Below are 16,906 nucleotides of genomic sequence, written 5' to 3'. Positions count from 1 at the left end.
TCGAGTGCTCACACAGTGTTCATGTCTTCGTTCGATTCCCTTGTGCGGCATCGTGCCGCGTATCCTCCCCACGCCGGAAGGCGGGGGTCTCCACGGTTGAGGAGATTCAATGACCGAGAACGTCGCGCGCAGAGGGTTCCTTGCCGGCGGAGTGGGCGGAGCCGTCCTGCTGGCCACCGCCGCCTGCACCAGCAACCAGCCCGCAGCCGAGCCTTCCGCGCAGGGTTCGGCCCCCGCGCCCGCCCCTGCCGCCAGCGGCAACGACCAGCCGGGCGAGAAGGTCGTCATCGGCTTCTCCGCGCCCGCCGCCGACCACGGCTGGATCGCGGCCATCGCCAAGAACGCCGAGGCCGCCGCGAAGCAGTACTCCGACGTGGAGTTCAAGCCCGTCGAGCCGACCAACGACATCAACGCGCAGATCTCGGCCGTCGAGTCGCTGATCGCGGCGAAGGTGAACGCCCTGGTCATCCTGCCCAACGACGGCCAGCAGCTGAACCAGATCGCGCTGCAGGCCACCGCCGCGGGCATCCCCGTGGTCAACCTCGACAGGGTCTTCCCCGACAAGCTCGCCTACAGGACCTGGATCGGCGGCGACAACTACGGCATGGGCGTGGCCGCGGGCCACTACGTCGGCAAGAAGCTCAAGGACAAGGGCGTGGCCAACCCGGTGATCGTCGAGATCCAGGGCATCGCGACGCTGCCGCTGACCCAGGACCGCAGCAAGGGCTTCGCCGACGCGCTCAAGACCTACGGCTTCAGCGTCACGGCCAAGCAGGACGCGCAGTTCACCGTCGAGACGGGCAACAAGGTCGCGGCCAACCTGCTGCAGGCGCACAAGAAGATCGACGCCATGTGGAACCACGACGACGACCAGGGCGTGGGCGTGCTCGCCGCGATCAACGAGGCGGGCCGCAAGGAGTTCTTCATGGTCGGCGGCGCGGGCTCGGCCAACGCCATGCGTGAGATCCAGTCGGGCGGCTCGGTGCTGGAGGCGACCGTCACCTACAGCCCGACGATGGCCTCCTCGGCCATCAAGCTGGCACGGTTGATCGCCCAGGGAAAGGGCATGAGCGACCTCGTGGAGAACCAGGTTCCGCAGTCGATCACGCTCGCTTCGGAGACCATCACGAAGGAGAACGTGCAGACCTATCTACCTCTGGGGTTCGAATCCTGATGACACAGACGACCATCGGCGTCGGCCTGGTGGGCTACGCGTTCATGGGACGCGTCCACTCTCAGGCCTGGCGCAACGTGGCGGCCTTCTTCGACCTGCCGGTGACGCCAGTGATGGCGGCGCTGTCCGGCAGGTCGCGCTCGGCCGCCACCGACGCGGCGGCCAGGATGGGGTGGGCCGCGGTCGAGACCGACTGGAAGGAGCTGGTCAACCGCGACGACGTGCAGATCGTGGACATCTGCACGCCGGGCGACTCCCACGCCGAGATCGCGATCGCGGCGCTCCAGGCGGGCAAGCACGTCATCTGCGAGAAGCCGCTGGCCAACACCGTGGCCGAGGCCGAGGCGATGGTCGCGGCGGCAGCCGCCTCGCAGGGCAGGTCGATGGTCGCCTTCAACTACCGGCGCGTGCCCGCCGTCGCGCTGGCGCAGCGCATGGTGGCGGCAGGCGAGCTCGGGCAGATCAGGCACGTCAGGGCGCAGTACCTGCAGGACTGGATCGTCGATCCCGACTTCCCCCTAGTGTGGCGGCTGCAGAAGGACAAGGCGGGCTCGGGGGCGCTCGGCGACATCGGGGCGCACATCATCGACACCGCTCAGTTCGTCACGGGGCAGACGATCGTGGGCGTCTCGGCGCTGACCGAGACCTTCGTCAAGGAACGGCCGCTGGCGTCGGCCTCCTCGGGGCTCGGCGGCAGCCGTACCTCGGAGAAGGGGACGGTCACCGTCGACGACGCGGCGCTGTTCATCGGGCGGATGTCGGCGGGGGCGCTGGCCTCCTTCGAGGCCACCAGGTTCGCCACCGGGCGCAAGAACGCGCTGCGCCTGGAGATCAACGGCTCGCTCGGCAGCCTGGCCTTCGACTTCGAGGCCATGAACGAGCTGTGGGTGTCGTCGGGCGGCTCGGGCTTTCGGCGGGTGCTCGTCACCGAGCCCGACCACCCCTACGTGGGCGCGTGGTGGCCGCCGGGGCACGGCCTCGGGTACGAGCACACCTTCACGCACGAGATCAAGGACTTCCTGGAGGCCGTCGGAACGGGGAGCGACCCTTCGCCCTCGTTCGCCGACGGCCTCAGGGTGCAGCGGGTGCTGGCGGCCGTCGAGGAGAGCGCCGCCTCCGGCAGTTACAAGGAGATCGCATGAGACCCATCACGCTGTTCACCGGGCAGTGGGCCGACCTGCCCTTCGACGAGGTGTGCAGGCTGGCGGCCGAATGGGGCTACGACGGCCTCGAGATCGCCTGCTGGGGCGACCACTTCGACGTCGAGCAGGCGGTCTCCGACCCCTCCTACGTCCAGGGCAAGAGGGCGCAGCTGGACAAGCACGGCCTCAAGGTGTGGGCCATCTCCAACCACCTCGTCGGCCAGGCCGTCTGCGACCACCCCATCGACGCCAGGCACCAGGCGATCCTGCCCGCGCGCATCTGGGGCTCGGGCGACCCCGAGTCGGTACGGCAGGCGGCGGCCGAGGAGCTGAAGAACACCGCCCGTGCCGCCGCCCTGCTGGGCGTCGACACCGTCGTCGGGTTCACGGGATCGTCCATCTGGCACACGGTGGCGATGTTCCCGCCGGTTCCCGCGTCGATGATCGAGGCCGGTTACCAGGACTTCGCCGACCGCTGGAACCCCATCCTCGACGTCTTCGACGAGGTGGGGGTCCGCTTCGCGCACGAGGTCCACCCCTCGGAGATCGCCTACGACTACGTGACCACCCAGAAGACGCTGGAGGCGATCGGGCACCGTCCGGCCTTCGGCCTCAACTGGGACCCCTCGCACATGGTGTGGCAGGACCTCGACCCCGTCGGGTTCATCCTCGACTTCGCCGACCGCATCTACCACGTCGACTGCAAGGACACCCGCGTGCGCGTCGGCGACGGCCGCCGCGGCCGTCTGTCGTCCCACCTGGCGTGGGCCGACATGCGACGCGGCTGGGACTTCGTCTCGACGGGGCGCGGCGACGTGCCGTGGGAGGAGTGCTTCAGGGCGCTCAACTCGATCGGCTACACGGGCCCCATCTCGATCGAGTGGGAGGACGCGGGCATGGACAGGCTCGACGGCGCTCCCGAGGCGCTCGACTACATCCGCAGGATGAACGCCATCACGCCGCCCACCGCCGCCTTCGACGCCGCCTTCTCCTCGGAGTAGCCGAAGCGGTCACGGCCGCCTCGACCTGAACGGGAGAGGCGGCCCCGCTCGTCCTGCACATCATCCGCGAGTGGCTCCACCACGGCGCGGAGATCGCCCTTCTCCGCGAGATCCGGGCGCGGCGCCGGAGCTGACCCCGAGCCGGCGGATGGCTCGGGGCCGCGCGGGTGCCGCGGCTCAGCGCAGGGTGGCGGCGAAGTGGGAGGCCGTCGTGTCGGCCGCCAGCGTCACCTGGGGTTCCTGGTCGTAGAAGTCGAACTGCGTGCCCTGCGTCCAGAGGATGCTCTTGGCGCCCGCCAGACCCCCGTGGAAGCGGCGCGCCCCCTCAGGGATGGCCGCGTCCTCGCTGTGGACGATCAGCGTGGGCTGGGTGATGCGCGGGGCGAGGACGATGGAGTCGTAGGTCAGCCAGTCCCGCCAGGCCATGACCGCGAACCTGTTGGGCCAGGCCGGGATCCCGCCGCGCTCGGGGTTGAGATAGAAGTCGATGTCGTACGGCATCGCCGCCCGAGGGTCGGTCGTGCTGACCACGGGGACGTAGTCGACCTCGCCCGTCGCCTCGAACGCCGCGCGCGCCTCCTCTCCCGCCTTGATCTTCTGGGCGACGGCCTCGGCGCCGCCGTACGCGCTCTCGCAGATGGCGGCGTCGTGCAGCCACGGAGCCACCAGCGCGAGCGACTTCACGCGGGGGTCGTCGGCGGCGTTGGCCGACATGTACATCGCCGCCGCGCAGATCCCGAGCGCGCCGAGACGGCCGCCGTCGACGGCCGGATGGCCCTCGAGGAAGGTCAGGGCGTCGTGGATGTCGCGCACCTTCCTGGCGGGCGACTCGACGTCGCGCGGCTGTCCCTCGGACTCGCCGAAGCCGGTGAAGTCGAACGAGAGCGCCGCGTAGCCGCGCTCGGCGAGCCTTTCTGCGTAGCGGTCGGCCATGAGTTCCTTGACGCTGGTCCAGGTGCCTGCCACGACGACGCCGGGCGCGGGAGCGGCACCGCCGGGAAGGAACAGGTTGCCGGTCAGCGTCCCGTCCTGGCCGGAGAAGGTGACCTTTTCACGATGTGTCATTGCAGTCCTTCGATGACTGGTCGATTCAGGCGTACTGGAGGGTGGCCCTGGTGATCAGGCCACCGGAGATGTCGAAGCTGTAGGAGGCGCGGAAGCCGCCCGTGCCGCCGGGGGCGAAGGTGACCAGCATGGTGGTGCCGCCCCGTCTCGGCGTGTTGCCGAGCACGGTGAGGCGGCCGCCGATGACCTCGGTGTCGGCCCAGTGGCGGATGGCGTCGTGACCGCGGATCTCCCGGCCGACGTCGACGATGAGGGCGTCCGGCGTGAAGGAGGCGACGAGGGCGTCGAGGTCCTCCGCGGCGACCGCGTCGACGTAGCGCCGGGCGGCGGGATCCAGGTCGGCCGGCGCCTGCGCGGTTGTGGCGGCCTGGGGCTGAGCGGTGGTCGCGGCCTGGGGCTGCGCGGTGGTGGCCTGGGTCGGCGCGGTCGTGGTGGCCAGGGTCTGCGCGGCGGGTCCCTGCCGGTCGACGGCCGCCATGGACACGCCACCCGCGATCACCAGGACGGCGGCGCCGCCCAGCAGAAGGGCCGTTCGGCGTCTCATTGCGAACCGGCCAGGTTCATGAGGTCCCTGTTCCCTTCGGCCCAGGTCGCGGTCATCACCACTCCGGAGATCCGCCAGCCGTCCTGGGTGCGGACGAGGTCGAAGCGGTAGGTGCCGCCCAGCGTCCACAGCGGCGAGCCGAACGGGTTGGCCAGCCGGTGCGTGGCCTGGAAGGAGGCGGTGCACACCGCGGTGCCCTCGCCGAAGGAGACCAGGTGGTTGCCGAGCAGGTGCTGCGTGGCGTCGAAGGCCCCGAGCAGCTGCGACCAGGCACCCACGATCTGGTCGGGAGTGAGCGTCACGGCTTCGCCGCCGTTGAGGCTGGTGTAGTCGAGCGTCACCTTCTCGGCGAAGACCGAGGCCAGGCTCTGCCACTCACGCTGGTCGGCGTGCCATGCCATCCGCGTGCACGTGTCGATGATCTCAAACCGGTCGTCAAGGGTCCCCACGGACAACTCCTTCGATCGTGCCTTCGGAACTGAAGGATGTCGGAGGGACAGACGGTAATGAAGCGAACAACATGCAGCGATGGTGCATGAAGCTGCACGGCGGCGCATGGAGCAGACCTCGCGTGAGCTCAACCAACTCGCCGGGCTCACCGCCAGGACATGCTTCGGGTCACATGGTTCGAGCGAGCCGGAAGCCGAGGTCGTCGATGGCGAACGTGGGGTGACTGCGGCGGCGCACGGAGGCTCCGCAGCCCCGCGCGGGCTCGGCCCAGCTCCCACCCCTGAAGATGCGGTAGGAGCCGTAGACCTCCTCGTCGTAGAGGTCCCAGCACCACTCCCAGACGTTGCCCAGCATGTCGAACAGCCCCCACGGGTTGGGCGCCTTGCCGCCGACGTCGTGGACGCGGCCATCCGAGTTGTCGGCGAACCAGGCGATGTCGTCGATCTCCCCGTACCGGTAGCCGGTGGTGTCCGCCTTGCAGGCGTACTGCCACTCCGCCTCGGTCGGCAGGCGGTAGCCGTTGGAGGCCCAGTCGCAGGTCACCTCCCCGCTGCGCGCGTCGACGGCGTAGGCCTCCTCCAGCCCGGACAGCACCGAGAGCCGGTTGCACGCGTCGATCGCGTCGAGCCAGCTGACGTTCGTCACGGGGGAGCCGGCGCTCGCGGAGGGGTCGGGGTCCGCCCCTGTCGCGGCGCGGTGGAGGCTCGCCGTCACGGGATACCTGCCGAGCAGGAAGGGCGCGATCTCGACCCGCCAGCGGGTGCCGCGTCTGTCGTCCCGAAGATCCACGGCTCCACCGGGGACGTGGACCATCTGGGGGAGCGCCGGGTCGTCGGTCGGTGGATGCACGTGGCGCGCCTCTCGGTCCGGGGCGGCCGCGAGGTCGGTCGCGCGCCCTGATGCGGGTGCTGTGTTCAGGGGCGCGGCGCCGGTCCGAACTCGTCCGCCGGGCTTCGCCTGGATGACCGGAGACCGTGGACGCCGCGGTCTCAGGCTAGGGGTGCCGTCTCGGCGATCGGTCGCCGGGCCGCGACGAGACGGCGGCAGGCCGGACGGGCGGGCGGGAAGGGCGACGGGGAAGTACGAACGGTCACGGCTGAGAGCGTCCGGTTGGAAGACGATCGGACATGTTTCCGAGACGGCAGACCATTACGCCGCTCATCGGACCTCCCTAACGTTGGGGGCGTCAACCTGAACGACAAGGAGAGCTCCCATGCGTGCTGTAGTCCAGAAGTCCTTTGGCGGTCCTGAGGTCCTGGAGACCGTCGACATCGCCCGGCCTGAACCCCTCGGCGGTGAGGTGCTCATCAGGGTCATGGCGAGTGGCGTGAACCCCGTGGACGTCGCCGTCAGGTCGGGGGCCTATCCGCTGCTGGGCGAGCCCCCTTTCGGGGTGGGGTGGGACATCTCCGGCGTCGTGGAGGAGGCCGGTCCAGGCGCCCGGTTCAAGGTGGGCGACGAGGTCTTCGGCATGCCGTTCTTCCCCCGTGCCGCGACAGGGTACGCCGAGTACGTCGCCGCACCCTCGAGGCAGGTCGCTCGTAAGCCCGCCTCGATCGGCCACGTGGAGGCCGCCGCTGTGCCGCTGGCCGCGCTGACGGCCTGGCAGGGGCTGGTGGACGCGGCTCGGGTGAAGGCCGGCGACCGGGTGCTGATCCACCGCGCCGCCGGTGGCGTCGGGCACTTCGCGGTGCAGATCGCCAAGGCGCGTGGGGCGCACGTGATCGCGTTGGCGAGCGAGGCGCGGCACGAGTTCGTGCGGAGCCTCGGGGCGGACGAGGTGATCGACTACCGGGTCACCGACTACGCGGACGTGGTGCGTGATCTGGACGTCGTCCTCGACTCGAACGCCCATGGCTCACGTTCGCTGCGCGTGCTGCGAAGGGGCGGCACGCTCGTGACCATCATGGAGCACTGGAACCGGGAGCTGGAGGCCGAGGCCGAGGCGGCGGGCCGGCACTTCGCGGGGGTGTCGGTCGAGCCTGACTACGCGTCGCTGGAGGCGATCGCCGAGCTGATCGACGCCGGACGGATCCGGCCTCACGTGCAGGAGACGTTCCCGCTCGAAGAGGCGGGCAAGGCTCACGAACTGGTCGGTTCCGGGCAGGTTCAGGGCAAGGTCGTCCTGATCGTAGGGTGAGTGCGTGGACATCCTGACCGAGGCTCTGAGCTCGATGCGGACCGGGCGGCCGACGTCCGTCCGCACCGACGGCCGCGCCCCCTGGGGCCTCCGGCTTCCGCCCGTCGCGGGGGCGGGCTTCCACGTGGTGCTGTACGGCACGTGCTGGCTGGTGCCCCTGGAGGACGCCGGCGACCAGGTGGAGCCGATCGCGCTGAGCCCGGGGGACGTGGTCTTCCTGCGCGACGGTCGTGGCCACATCCTCGCCGACCATCCGTCCACACCGGCCGAGGTGGAAAGGCCCGAGCAGTTCCAGCCAGGCTCGCCGATCGGCACGGTGAGGCTGGGCGGCGACGGCGCGCTGACCAGCCTGTTGTGCGGCAACTACCACCTGGACCAGGGGCGGCCGCATCCGCTGGTACGGCAGCTGCCCGAGGTGATCCATCTGCGGACGCGGCACGGTCACCACCCCGAGTTGAGCGCCGCGGTCCAACTGCTCGGCGCGGAGCTGGAGAACCCACGGATCGGGTCGGACGGCATCGTCCCCACGCTGATCGACTCGCTGCTGCTCTACGTCCTGCGGGCCTGGCTGGAGGCCCAGCCCCCGGCGGCGGCGAAGGGCTGGGCCGCCGCGCTCGGTGACTCGGCGGTCGCACCGGCGCTGGCGGCCATCCATGACAACCCGTCGGCCCCGTGGACCGTCGAGTCGCTGGCCGAGCGGGCAGGGCTCTCGCGCGCGGCCTTCGCCCGGCGGTTCACGGCTCTGGTCGGGGAGCCGCCCATGGCCTATCTGACCCGCTGGCGCATGACGACCGCGGCGCGGCTGCTGCGTGAGTCCGACACCCCGCTGACCGCGGTCGCCGCGCAGGCGGGATACGGCTCGGAGTTCGCCTTCGCGAAGGCCTTCAAACGCGAGTACAGCATGGCCCCCGGCGGCTACCGCCGCCAGACCCGGACGGCCTGACGACGGAACGGGCCACCGGCGGCCTGCCGTCTTCCCGTGCGTAGCGCCCCCGACGGGGGACGACGCCGTCAGTCGATGAGGACGATCTGGCGGAGGGCCTCGCCGCTGCGCAGGGCGGCGACCGCCTCGTTCAGGTCGGTCAGCTTGATGCGGGCGCTGATCATCGAGTCGAGGTCGAGCTGCCCCGCCTTGTACAGCTCGGCGAAGTACGGGAAGTCGTGCCGCACGTCCGCCTCGCCGTACAGCGAGGAGAGCAGGTTCTTGCCCTCGAACAGCAGGCTGAACGCGGAGATCTGCACCATGTCGTCCATGGCGCCCGCGCCGACCACGATCACGTCGCCGCCCTGGCGGGTGAGCTGCCAGGCGGACTGGATGGTGGCGGACTTGCCGACCACCTCGAAGCCGTAGTCGAAGCCCGCGCCGCCGGTGAGCTCCTGCAGGGCCCCCGGCAGGTCGTCGGGGGTGACGGCGTGGGTGGCGCCGACCTTGAGCGCGAGCTCGTGCTTGGCGGCGAGCGGGTCGACGGCGAGGATGGTGCGGGCGCCTGAGATGCGCGCGCCCTGGATGACCGACAGGCCGACGCCGCCGCAGCCGATGACGGCGACGGTGCTGCCGGGCCTGACGCGGGCGGTGTTGATGGCCGCGCCGACGCCGGTGGTGATGCCGCAGCCGATCAGGGCGGCCGCCTCCCACGGGAGGGAGGGGTCGACCTTGATGGCGCCCTGCCACGGCACGACGATCTCCTCGGCCCAGGTGCCGCACCCGGCCATGCCGTACGCCATGGTGTCGCCGATCCTGAAGTTGCCGGTCGTGAAGGACTCGACGATGTACTTCATGCACAGGTACGGCTGGCCGCCCACGCACAGCGCGCACTCCTGGCAGGAGGGCCGCCAGTTGATGATGACGTGGTCGCCGAGCTGGACCGAGGTGACGTGGTCGCCCACCTCGACGACCTCGCCGGCTCCCTCGTGACCCAGGACCAGCGGCACCGGCTGGGGCACCACGCCGCTCATCGCCGACAGGTCGGAGTGGCAGACGCCGGTCGCCCTGATCTTCACGCGCACCTGCGTCGGGCCGACCGGAGCCAGCGTGACGTCGTCGCGGATGTCGAGCTTGTCGTCTCCTACGGTGTGGAGCAGCGCAGCGCGCATGGGGGTTACTCCTCGAGAGAGAGGGCGGCTTTCGGACATGACCGCACCGCGTGGCGGACGCGGTCCACCATCTCGGGCGGCGGCTCGGGCAGCAGGACGTGCAGCTGGTCCTCGTCGTCCACTTCGAACACCTCGGGGGCGAGTCCCATGCACACCGCGTTGGCCTCGCACACCAGATAGTCAACCTTGATTTTCATGACAGCCTCCTGTGGTCCCATGACACCACTTTGGTGGGCTCCACGACGAAGGCGACTCGCTTTCTCCCCGTGTGCTCCACGTACTCGCGAAGCAGCTCGTCGGGCACTCCGGGGGTCATCCTCCTGGCGATCTCCATGCCGATGTCGAGCGTCCTCTCGACCTGCTCGGCCACGCCGTACAGCAGGATGCCGCGCAGTTCGGCGTAGTCGTCGCCGGTCTCGATCAGGCAGCTGACGCGGGGGTCGCGCTCGAGGTTGCGTGTCTTCTGGGCCTTGCCGTAGGTCCAGAAGGCGACTCTGCCCTCGCTGTCGAGCGCGTAGAACATGGTGACCAGGTGCGGCGTGCCGTCCGGGTTGATGGTCGCGAGCTGCAGCTTGCGCGACTCCCTGAGGAGGGCGCTGACGTCGTCGTCGGACATCGTGATGCTGGCGCGCTGATTCACGTGCCAAGTAGAACAGGTTCCAGAATACGGTTCAAGAGGAATGTTCGGTTCGACGTCCTCCAGTAGGGTGCTCGTCATGGAGATGCCGCCCGAACTGCTGCAGGCCGCCGAGCGCGCCAAGGGCTTCATGCCCCGGGACGAGGGGCGGGCGCTCTACGAGGCGGCCCTCCAGTACGGCAGGCAGGGCCCCATCTGCGAGATCGGCACCTACTGCGGCAAGTCGGCCGTCTACCTCGGCGCCGCCGCCAGGCAGATCGGCTCGGTCGTGGTGACGGTCGACCACCACAGGGGCTCGGAGGAGATCCAGCCGGGCTGGGAGCACCACGACCCGACGCTGGTCGACCCGCGCTTCGGCAAGATGGACTCCCTTCCCGCCTTCCGCGAGACGATCGCCGCCGCGGGGCTCGAGGACGAGGTCATCGCGATCGTCGGCAGGTCCGAGCAGGTGGCGCGGCTGTGGAACACGCCGCTCGGCATGCTGTTCATCGACGGCGGCCACTCCGAGGAGCCGGTGACCCGCGACTACGAGGGCTGGGCCCCGCACGTCGCCCCCGGCGGCGCGCTGGTCTTCCACGACATCTATCCCGACCCCGCCGACGGCGGCCAGGCGCCCTACCGCGTCTATCTGCGCGCGCTGGAGTCCGGGGCCTTCAAGGAGGTCTCGGTGACGGGCTCCCTCAGGGTCCTCGCGCGCCTCTAGCGGCGGCGGGTCAGCGCGCGGCGGGTGTGGGCGTGCCAGGCCTGGAAGTCCTCATGGGTGTGGGGATCGTGGCCGAGCGCGATCAGCGCCGTGTCCGTCCACGCCGCCGCCTGCTCGGGCTCGGCCCCCGTCAGCAGCTGGACGGCGTGCGCCGCCTGCTCGGACACGTGTCCCTCCTGCAGCCGCGTGGCGATCGCGAAGGCCGCGCCCTGCGACACATGGGCCCTGAAGCCGTCGGCCGAGGCGTGCGCCGCCAGCCCGCACAGCTCGTCGGGCTCCGCGCCGCCCACGTAGGTGGCCGCGAACGCCACCCCGCTCCACAGGTCGGCTCTGCGCCCCGCGGGGAACTCCGCGACGCGGGCCGCGACGTCCTCGGGGCAGGCGCAGTCGTGGAACCACAGCAGGCGGCCCAGCCCCTGGTCGAAGATGGCCCGATGCGCCCTGGTCAGCAGGTCGGGCATGGACCGCTCGCCCACCATGCGGTCGGCGTGGGTGAGCGAGCGCTGGAAGCCGAACCCGTCGACCGCCAGCCACCGCAGCAGCGGATGGCAGGCGCCGAACCCCCAGAGCGGTCGCAGGCGCAGCCTGGCGTAGGCGCGGCCGATGCCGAGGTGCGCGGCGTGCTGATGGCGTACGGCGAGGCCGGCCAGCAGCTCGTGCGCCCGTCTGCCCCTGCTCATGGTCAGCAGGTCGAGCGTGGCGCACGCCATGGCCGCGCCCTCGTAGGCGAACCCGCGCTGCTCGGCGGGCAGATCGTCGATCTTGCCCGTCTCGTGGGACAGGACGGCGTTGTAGCCGAAGATGTGGGAACGCTCGGCGCGTTCCAGCGTGGCGCGGGCCTGTCCTGCTCTGAGCCGGAAGCGCCGCCTGCCCAGATCGGCCTCGGCCGGATCCTTGCTCAGGAGGCGGCGCAGACCCTGCGCGGGGGAGTTGATCGGCTCGATCCTGAGCTGGTTCAAGAACGGCAATGTGCCCGTGTCGCCCACTCTTCCCCCGAAGACGCATCGTACGGCCAGCCACGAACCTAGTGACGGCCTTGCGTCGCTCCTCGACGGCGCTCCGCTTTTCGTGGCAAAGAACCGGCAAAACGGCTTGCTTCGGGGGTGATGTGACGGCGATCAGCCGAAGTCGCGCTGGAGTGGCGTGCTTGGACGGACCTCAGCCACGCGGGCGCGGTGGCGTCAGACCCGCCTGCCGTACGGGGGAGGGGATGTCACGGAAGAGGGCCGCGCCAGGGGTGAGCCCCAGCAGGGCGTCGGCGGCGAGCACCACGGCGGCGGCCGTGTAGCCCGACCGCTCGTGCGGGAAGTGCTTGCGGTTGGCGAACTGCCAGCCCGTCCAGTACGAGCCGTCCTCGTGGCGCAGGTGCTGCATGTCGGTGAACAGCCGCTCGGCGCGCCTGCGGTCGCCCAGGGCGTCGAGGGCCAGGACCAGCTCGCAGGTCTCCGCGCCCGTCACCCACGGCTGGTCGGAGACGCAGCGGATGCCGAGGCCCTCCACCACGAAGGTGTCCCACTCCTTGTCCAGCAGTTCGAGCCCCTGGTCGCCGCGGACGGCGCCGCCGAGGACCGGGTAGTACCAGTCCATCGAGAAGCGGCTCTTGTCGGCGAACGCGTCGGGGAGGTTCTGCAGCGCGTTGGCCAGGCGGTCGGCGGCCAGCTCCCAGTGCGGCTGCGGGTCGTCGAGGCGGTCGGCGAGCAGGACGCCGCTGCGCAGCGCCTGGTGGATGGAGGAGCAGCCGGTCAGCAGGGCGTACCCCGCGGCGCGGCCGTGGGCGTCGCGCTCCCAGACGATCTCGCCGCGCGGGGTCTGGAGGTCGACGACGTAGTCGAGGGCCCTCTTGACCATGGGCCAGCGCTCGCGCGCCGTGTCGAGCTCGCCGGTGATCAGGAGGTCGTGCCACACGCCGACGGCGACGTACGCGGCGTGGTTGGACTCGCCGCCCAGCTCGGTGGGCTCGCCCCTGACCAGCTTCATGGGCCAGGAGCCGTCGTCGCGCTGGTGGCGCTCCAGCCAGGCGTAGCCGCGCTCGACGTTGCCGGTGAGGCCCGCCACCGACATGGCCATCAGGCACTCGACGTGGTTCCACGCGTCGACGTGACCTTCGGGCCACGGCACGCCGCCGTCGTCCTCCTGGATGTCGGCGATGCTCTGCGCCGTCTGGAGGACCTGGCCGCTGGAGATCACGCGGGTTTCCTGAGGTAGACCACCACGCTCTTGCCGATGAGCTGGTTCAGCACCGCCTCGGCGATCCTGGTCGTCCTGGGGCGCTTCATGATGTCCCAGACAAGGAGCTGGTGGTAGGCCTTGACCAGCGGGTGCTCGTCGTTGTCGACGCCGACGGCGCACTTGATCCACCAGTACGGGGCGTGCAGGCCGTGCGCGAAGTGGTGCGGCCCGACCTTGAAGCCGGTGGCCTTCAGCTTGGCCTTGAGCTCGGCCAGCGTGTAGATGCGGATGTGCCCGCCTGGAGCGGTGTGGTAGTCCTCGCTCAGCGCCCACGAGATGCGCTCGGGCAGGAAGGCCGGCACGGTGACCGCGGCCAGCCCACCGGGCTTGAGCACCCGCAGGATCTCCCGCATGGCGGTGGTGTCCTCGTGGATGTGCTCCAGCACCTCGGCGGCGATGACCCGGTCGAAGCTGTTGTCCTCGAACGGCATGTCCAGCGCGGTGCCCTGCACCGTCTCGCCGGTGCCCGCGGCCTCGCCGGTCTCCTCCATCGCCGCGAACATCGACTTGACGCCGTCGAGCTCGGACTGGTCCATGTCGAAGGCGACCACGTCCGCGCCCCTGCGCAGCGCCTCGAAGGCGTGGCGGCCTCCGCCGCACCCGAGGTCGAGCACACGAATGCCCGGCCCGACAGGCAGCCGGGCGAAGTCGACGGTCAGCACGTGCCGAACTCCTCAATGGCCTCTCGGTAGGCCTCAACGGTCTTCTTGGCGACGACGTTCCAGGTGTAGCGCTCCATCACGCGGTCGTAGCCCGCCCTGCCGACCCGCTCGCGCTCCTCGGGGTCGTCGTGCAGGCGGCGCAGCACTGCGGCCAGTTCCTCGGCGTCGCCCGGCGTCACCTGCACCGCGGCGTCCCCGACCACCTCGGGCAGCGCGCCCGTACGGCTGGCGACCAGCGGGGTGGCGCAGGCCATGTGCTCGACGGCGGGCAGCGAGAAGCCCTCGTAGAGGCTCGGGACCACGGAGATCTCCGAGGTGGCGATCAGCTCGCCGAGCTCGTCGTCGGAGATGCCGTGCACGAACCTGACCCTGTCGTGCAGGGAGAGCTCCTGGACCAGCTGCTCGGTCGGGCCGCCGGGGGTGGGCTTGCTGACCACGGTGAGGTTCACGTCGCGCTCGGTGGCCAGCTTGGCGACCGCCCTCAGCAGCGTGGAGACGCCCTTCATGGGGGAGTCCGCGCTCGCCACCGCGACGATCGAGCCCTTCCTGCGGGGCTTGTCGGGACGCGGGTGGAAGTAGCGGGTGTCCACGCCCAGCGGGATCAGGCGCATGTTGGCCTGGGGCACGTTGAAGTCGCGGTGGATGTCGGCCAGGCTCGACTCGCTCACCGTGAGGATCGGGCTCAGCCTCGGGGCGACCTTGGCCTGCATCTTCACGAAGCCGTACCACCTGCGCATGGTGAGCTTCTTGACGCCCTTGGCCGCCTCCAGCTCGATGCGCCTGTCGACGCTGATCGGGTGGTGGATCGTGCCGACCACGGGCAGCAGCTTCTGGATGCCGAGCAGGCCGTAGCCGAGGGTCTGGTTGTCCTGGACGACGTCGAAGTCCTTGCGGCGCCTCTTCATCTCACGGTAGGCGCGCAGCGTGAAGGTCAGCGGCTCGGGGAAGCCCGCCGTCCACATCGTGCCGACCTCGAGCAGGTCGATCCAGTCGCGGTACTCGTGGAGCTTCGGCGTGCGGAAGGGGTCCTCGTCGCGGTAGAGGTCGAGGCTCGGGACCTTGTTGAGGATCACGCCCTCGTCGAGCTCGGGGTACGGCTGGCCGGAGAAGACCTCGACGTGGTGGCCGAGGGCGACCAGTTCCCTGCTCAGGTGGCGGAGGTAGACGCCTTGACCCCCGCAGGTGGGCTTACTCCGGTAGGACAGCAGTGCGATCCGCAGAGAGTCGCCCACTGGCACCCCTTTCTCCGCCCGGTACCGTGAAAGATGACCTTAGTCTGCGCACCTTACCATTGGGTAGGTATGGGGATCCTCTTGTGGAATTGTTCCTCGTATGGCTTTCACAGGGCGCGAACTGGGAAGTTAGCCGTACCGAACGTCATTCGGTGGAACGCGTTCTACGGGGGCTGATGCTTCATTGACGGGCGTAGCTGTACATTCCCGTCCCAAGGACTATTGATGGAGGGCCTCGTTGGCCAGGCGCGCACTGATCACCGGCATCACCGGGCAGGACGGTTCCTATCTGGCCGAGCACCTGCTCGCTTCGGGGTACGAGGTGTGGGGGCTGGCAAGGGGGCAGGCCAACCCGCGGGTGTCGAGGATGCGCAAGCTGCTGGCCGACGTCCAGGTCGTCAGAGGCGATCTGCTCGACCAGGGGTCGCTGATCTCCGCCGTGGAGAAGGTCCAGCCCGACGAGGTCTACAACCTGGGGGCGATCTCCTTCGTCCCGATGTCGTGGGAGCAGGCCGAGCTGACGGCCGAGGTCACGGGCATGGGCGTGCTGCGCATGCTCGAGGCGATCAGGGTGTGCTCCTCGCGCGGCGCCTCCATCCGCTTCTACCAGGCCTCCTCCTCGGAGATGTTCGGGCAGGTCAGCGAGACGCCGCAGAACGAGCGCACGTCCTTCCACCCCCGCTCGCCCTACGGCGTGGCCAAGGCCTACGGTCACTTCCTCACCCAGAACTACCGCGAGTCCTACGGGATGTTCGCGGTGTCGGGGATCCTGTTCAACCACGAGTCGCCCAGGCGCGGAGCCGAGTTCGTGACGCGCAAGGTGTCGCTCGGCGTGGCGAGGATCAAGCTCGGGCTCGCCTCGGAGCTGAAGCTGGGCAACCTGGAGGCGCGCCGCGACTGGGGCTTCGCCGGTGACTACGTGCGGGCCATGCACCTCATGCTCCAGGCCGACACGCCCGAGGACTACGTGATCGGCACGGGACGCACGCACTCGGTCAGGGAGCTGGTCGAGGCGGCCTTCGTGGCGGCGGGGCTCGACTGGGAGCAGTACGTCGTCGACGACCAGAGCCTGCACAGGCCCGCCGAGGTGGACCTGCTGTGCGCCGACCCCAAGAAGGCGCGCACCCAGCTGGGTTGGGAGCCCACGGTGGCCTTCGAGGAGCTCGTGGCGATGATGGTGGAGTCGGACCTGCGGCTGCTCACCGACGGTGGAGACCCCGACCAGGACTCCTCCTGGCCCTGAGGTTCAGCTGTTCTGTGGACAGCGCTCGCGCGTCCACAGAACCCCGTTCGGACGGCCACGGCCGCGCGCCCCCTGGCCAGGCTGGCCCGGTGCACGCCTCCCTCCTCGACAGGGCCCGCCTGTTCACCGCCGCGGTCCCCGGCGCCATCGCCTGTCTGCGCACGGCCGCTCATGTCTGGGGCCTCAACGCCCTGAGCGAGAGCGAGGACGGCTGGCCCGTCGAGCTCGCCGTCCCGCATCCTGTGGAGGTTCCCGGCTGCGACGTCCACGTCGCCGCGCTGCCGTCGGCCGACGTGACCCGCCACAGGTCCGTCCGCGTGACCACGCCCGAACGCACCGCCTTCGACTGCGCGCGGCGGCTGCCCCGTCCCGAGGGTGTCGCCATCGTCGACCAGTTCCTGCGCCGCGGCGTCGACCACGATCGCCTCCTGCGCAGGGCCACGGGCTCGCGCGGCCTCCGGGAGACGTTCGCGATGGCCGACAGGGGCGCCGCCTCCCCTCGGGAGAGCTGGCTCAGGGTCATCCTCGTCGAGGGCGGGCTGCGCGCCCCGCCACCCAGATCCGCGTAGACCTGGCCGGCGGCAGGCTCG

General features: G+C 70.2%; 19 protein-coding genes. 8 read left to right on the top strand and 11 right to left on the bottom strand.

Annotated elements, in window-relative coordinates; all coding sequences use genetic code 11:
* Nucleotides 1–109: 109 nt before the first annotated feature.
* Genes ABFX50_RS18655 through ABFX50_RS18645 form a run of 3 tightly spaced genes read left to right on the top strand, consistent with a single transcriptional unit; the run spans nucleotide 110 to nucleotide 3,317 of the window.
* Nucleotides 110–1,174 (top strand): substrate-binding domain-containing protein, encoded by a 1,065-nt coding sequence (locus tag ABFX50_RS18655; RefSeq protein WP_346129417.1) that lies wholly within the window; start codon nucleotides 110–112, stop codon nucleotides 1,172–1,174.
* Nucleotides 1,174–2,316, top strand: coding sequence for a Gfo/Idh/MocA family protein (locus ABFX50_RS18650; RefSeq protein ID WP_346147957.1), 1,143 nt, complete (start codon nucleotides 1,174–1,176; stop codon nucleotides 2,314–2,316). The genes ABFX50_RS18655 and ABFX50_RS18650 overlap by 1 nt, the downstream gene beginning before the upstream one ends.
* Nucleotides 2,313–3,317 carry a sugar phosphate isomerase/epimerase family protein gene (locus tag ABFX50_RS18645; RefSeq protein WP_346147955.1) on the top strand — a complete coding sequence of 335 codons (1,005 nt, stop codon included), beginning with the start codon at nucleotides 2,313–2,315 and terminating at the stop codon, nucleotides 3,315–3,317. The genes ABFX50_RS18650 and ABFX50_RS18645 overlap by 4 nt, the downstream gene beginning before the upstream one ends.
* Before the next feature lie 177 nt (nucleotides 3,318–3,494).
* On the opposite strand, the gene ABFX50_RS18640 is transcribed toward ABFX50_RS18645, so the two are convergent.
* The 4 genes from ABFX50_RS18640 to ABFX50_RS18625 form a co-directional block, all read right to left on the bottom strand.
* Nucleotides 3,495–4,382 carry an alpha/beta hydrolase gene (locus ABFX50_RS18640; protein ID WP_346147953.1) on the bottom strand — a complete coding sequence of 296 codons (888 nt, stop codon included), beginning with the start codon at nucleotides 4,380–4,382 and terminating at the stop codon, nucleotides 3,495–3,497.
* A gap of 25 nt (nucleotides 4,383–4,407) precedes the next feature.
* Entirely contained in the window at nucleotides 4,408–4,926 is a 519-nt protein-coding gene (locus ABFX50_RS18635; RefSeq protein WP_346147951.1) for a nuclear transport factor 2 family protein, read from the bottom strand.
* Nucleotides 4,923–5,375: a nuclear transport factor 2 family protein gene (locus ABFX50_RS18630; protein ID WP_221241350.1), complete on the bottom strand. Its 453-nt coding sequence runs from the start codon at nucleotides 5,373–5,375 to the stop codon at nucleotides 4,923–4,925. Before ABFX50_RS18630 ends, ABFX50_RS18635 begins: the two co-directional genes overlap by 4 nt.
* 169 nt (nucleotides 5,376–5,544) lie before the next feature.
* A complete protein-coding gene (locus tag ABFX50_RS18625; protein WP_346147948.1) occupies nucleotides 5,545–6,225 on the bottom strand; it encodes a formylglycine-generating enzyme family protein in 681 nt (226 codons plus the stop codon).
* A gap of 364 nt (nucleotides 6,226–6,589) precedes the next feature.
* Here ABFX50_RS18625 and ABFX50_RS18620 point away from each other — a divergent pair, with 364 nt between their 5' ends.
* On the top strand, nucleotides 6,590–7,516 hold the full coding sequence (locus ABFX50_RS18620; protein WP_346147946.1) for an NADP-dependent oxidoreductase: 927 nt from the start codon (nucleotides 6,590–6,592) through the stop codon (nucleotides 7,514–7,516).
* Between the two features lie 4 nt (nucleotides 7,517–7,520).
* The gene (locus ABFX50_RS18615; protein WP_346147944.1) at nucleotides 7,521–8,459 is read left to right on the top strand and encodes an AraC family transcriptional regulator; all 939 of its coding nucleotides are present in this window, start codon (nucleotides 7,521–7,523) and stop codon (nucleotides 8,457–8,459) included.
* Nucleotides 8,460–8,527: 68 nt separating this feature from the next.
* On the opposite strand, the gene ABFX50_RS18610 is transcribed toward ABFX50_RS18615, so the two are convergent.
* Genes ABFX50_RS18610 through ABFX50_RS18600 form a run of 3 tightly spaced genes read right to left on the bottom strand, consistent with a single transcriptional unit; the run spans nucleotide 8,528 to nucleotide 10,250 of the window.
* Nucleotides 8,528–9,610 (bottom strand): Zn-dependent alcohol dehydrogenase, encoded by a 1,083-nt coding sequence (locus ABFX50_RS18610; protein WP_346147942.1) that lies wholly within the window; start codon nucleotides 9,608–9,610, stop codon nucleotides 8,528–8,530.
* 5 nt (nucleotides 9,611–9,615) lie between these two features.
* The gene (locus ABFX50_RS18605) at nucleotides 9,616–9,807 is read right to left on the bottom strand and encodes a ferredoxin (protein WP_183656000.1); all 192 of its coding nucleotides are present in this window, start codon (nucleotides 9,805–9,807) and stop codon (nucleotides 9,616–9,618) included.
* Nucleotides 9,804–10,250 carry a pyridoxamine 5'-phosphate oxidase family protein gene (locus ABFX50_RS18600; protein WP_183656001.1) on the bottom strand — a complete coding sequence of 149 codons (447 nt, stop codon included), beginning with the start codon at nucleotides 10,248–10,250 and terminating at the stop codon, nucleotides 9,804–9,806. The genes ABFX50_RS18605 and ABFX50_RS18600 overlap by 4 nt, the downstream gene beginning before the upstream one ends.
* Nucleotides 10,251–10,332: 82 nt before the next feature.
* Here ABFX50_RS18600 and ABFX50_RS18595 point away from each other — a divergent pair, with 82 nt between their 5' ends.
* Nucleotides 10,333–10,950, top strand: coding sequence for a class I SAM-dependent methyltransferase (locus ABFX50_RS18595; RefSeq protein ID WP_346148080.1), 618 nt, complete (start codon nucleotides 10,333–10,335; stop codon nucleotides 10,948–10,950).
* Here ABFX50_RS18595 and ABFX50_RS18590 read toward each other — a convergent pair.
* From ABFX50_RS18590 to ABFX50_RS18575, 4 genes are all read right to left on the bottom strand, one after another.
* Nucleotides 10,947–11,909: a DUF1702 family protein gene (locus ABFX50_RS18590; RefSeq protein WP_346147940.1), complete on the bottom strand. Its 963-nt coding sequence runs from the start codon at nucleotides 11,907–11,909 to the stop codon at nucleotides 10,947–10,949. The genes ABFX50_RS18595 and ABFX50_RS18590 overlap by 4 nt on opposite strands.
* Nucleotides 11,910–12,108: 199 nt before the next feature.
* Nucleotides 12,109–13,137, bottom strand: a complete 1,029-nt coding sequence (locus tag ABFX50_RS18585) for a prenyltransferase/squalene oxidase repeat-containing protein (RefSeq protein WP_346147938.1) — start codon at nucleotides 13,135–13,137, stop codon at nucleotides 12,109–12,111.
* Complete coding sequence (locus ABFX50_RS18580; protein ID WP_346147936.1) at nucleotides 13,134–13,841, bottom strand: class I SAM-dependent methyltransferase; 708 nt, start codon at nucleotides 13,839–13,841, stop codon at nucleotides 13,134–13,136. The genes ABFX50_RS18585 and ABFX50_RS18580 overlap by 4 nt, the downstream gene beginning before the upstream one ends.
* Complete coding sequence (locus ABFX50_RS18575) at nucleotides 13,835–15,079, bottom strand: glycosyltransferase family 4 protein (protein WP_183656006.1); 1,245 nt, start codon at nucleotides 15,077–15,079, stop codon at nucleotides 13,835–13,837. The genes ABFX50_RS18580 and ABFX50_RS18575 overlap by 7 nt, the downstream gene beginning before the upstream one ends.
* A 232-nt stretch (nucleotides 15,080–15,311) precedes the next feature.
* On the opposite strand from ABFX50_RS18575, the gene ABFX50_RS18570 reads away from it, so the two are divergent.
* Nucleotides 15,312–16,316: a GDP-mannose 4,6-dehydratase gene (locus tag ABFX50_RS18570; RefSeq protein WP_346147934.1), complete on the top strand. Its 1,005-nt coding sequence runs from the start codon at nucleotides 15,312–15,314 to the stop codon at nucleotides 16,314–16,316.
* 89 nt (nucleotides 16,317–16,405) lie between these two features.
* Nucleotides 16,406–16,885, top strand: coding sequence for a type IV toxin-antitoxin system AbiEi family antitoxin (locus tag ABFX50_RS18565; protein ID WP_346147933.1), 480 nt, complete (start codon nucleotides 16,406–16,408; stop codon nucleotides 16,883–16,885).
* Nucleotides 16,886–16,906: the final 21 nt, after the last annotated feature.

Source organism: Nonomuraea recticatena, assembly GCF_039533245.1.
Lineage (GTDB): Bacteria > Actinomycetota > Actinomycetes > Streptosporangiales > Streptosporangiaceae > Nonomuraea > Nonomuraea roseola.
This window is presented reverse-complemented; position numbering and strand designations above follow the sequence as displayed.

Excerpts from the sequence above, each read along its gene's own strand:
- ABFX50_RS18650 (WP_346147957.1), top strand. The coding sequence starts at position 1,174 with ATGACACAGACGACCATCGGCGTCGGCCTGGTGGGCTACGCGTTCATG.
- ABFX50_RS18645 (WP_346147955.1), top strand. The coding sequence starts at position 2,313 with ATGAGACCCATCACGCTGTTCACCGGGCAGTGGGCCGACCTGCCCTTC.
- ABFX50_RS18635 (WP_346147951.1), bottom strand. The coding sequence starts at position 4,926 with ATGAGACGCCGAACGGCCCTTCTGCTGGGCGGCGCCGCCGTCCTGGTG.
- ABFX50_RS18595 (WP_346148080.1), top strand. The coding sequence starts at position 10,333 with ATGCCGCCCGAACTGCTGCAGGCCGCCGAGCGCGCCAAGGGCTTCATG.
- ABFX50_RS18605 (WP_183656000.1), bottom strand. The coding sequence starts at position 9,807 with ATGAAAATCAAGGTTGACTATCTGGTGTGCGAGGCCAACGCGGTGTGC.
- ABFX50_RS18610 (WP_346147942.1), bottom strand. The coding sequence starts at position 9,610 with ATGCGCGCTGCGCTGCTCCACACCGTAGGAGACGACAAGCTCGACATC.
- ABFX50_RS18640 (WP_346147953.1), bottom strand. The coding sequence starts at position 4,382 with ATGACACATCGTGAAAAGGTCACCTTCTCCGGCCAGGACGGGACGCTG.
- ABFX50_RS18620 (WP_346147946.1), top strand. The coding sequence starts at position 6,590 with ATGCGTGCTGTAGTCCAGAAGTCCTTTGGCGGTCCTGAGGTCCTGGAG.
- ABFX50_RS18655 (WP_346129417.1), top strand. The coding sequence starts at position 110 with ATGACCGAGAACGTCGCGCGCAGAGGGTTCCTTGCCGGCGGAGTGGGC.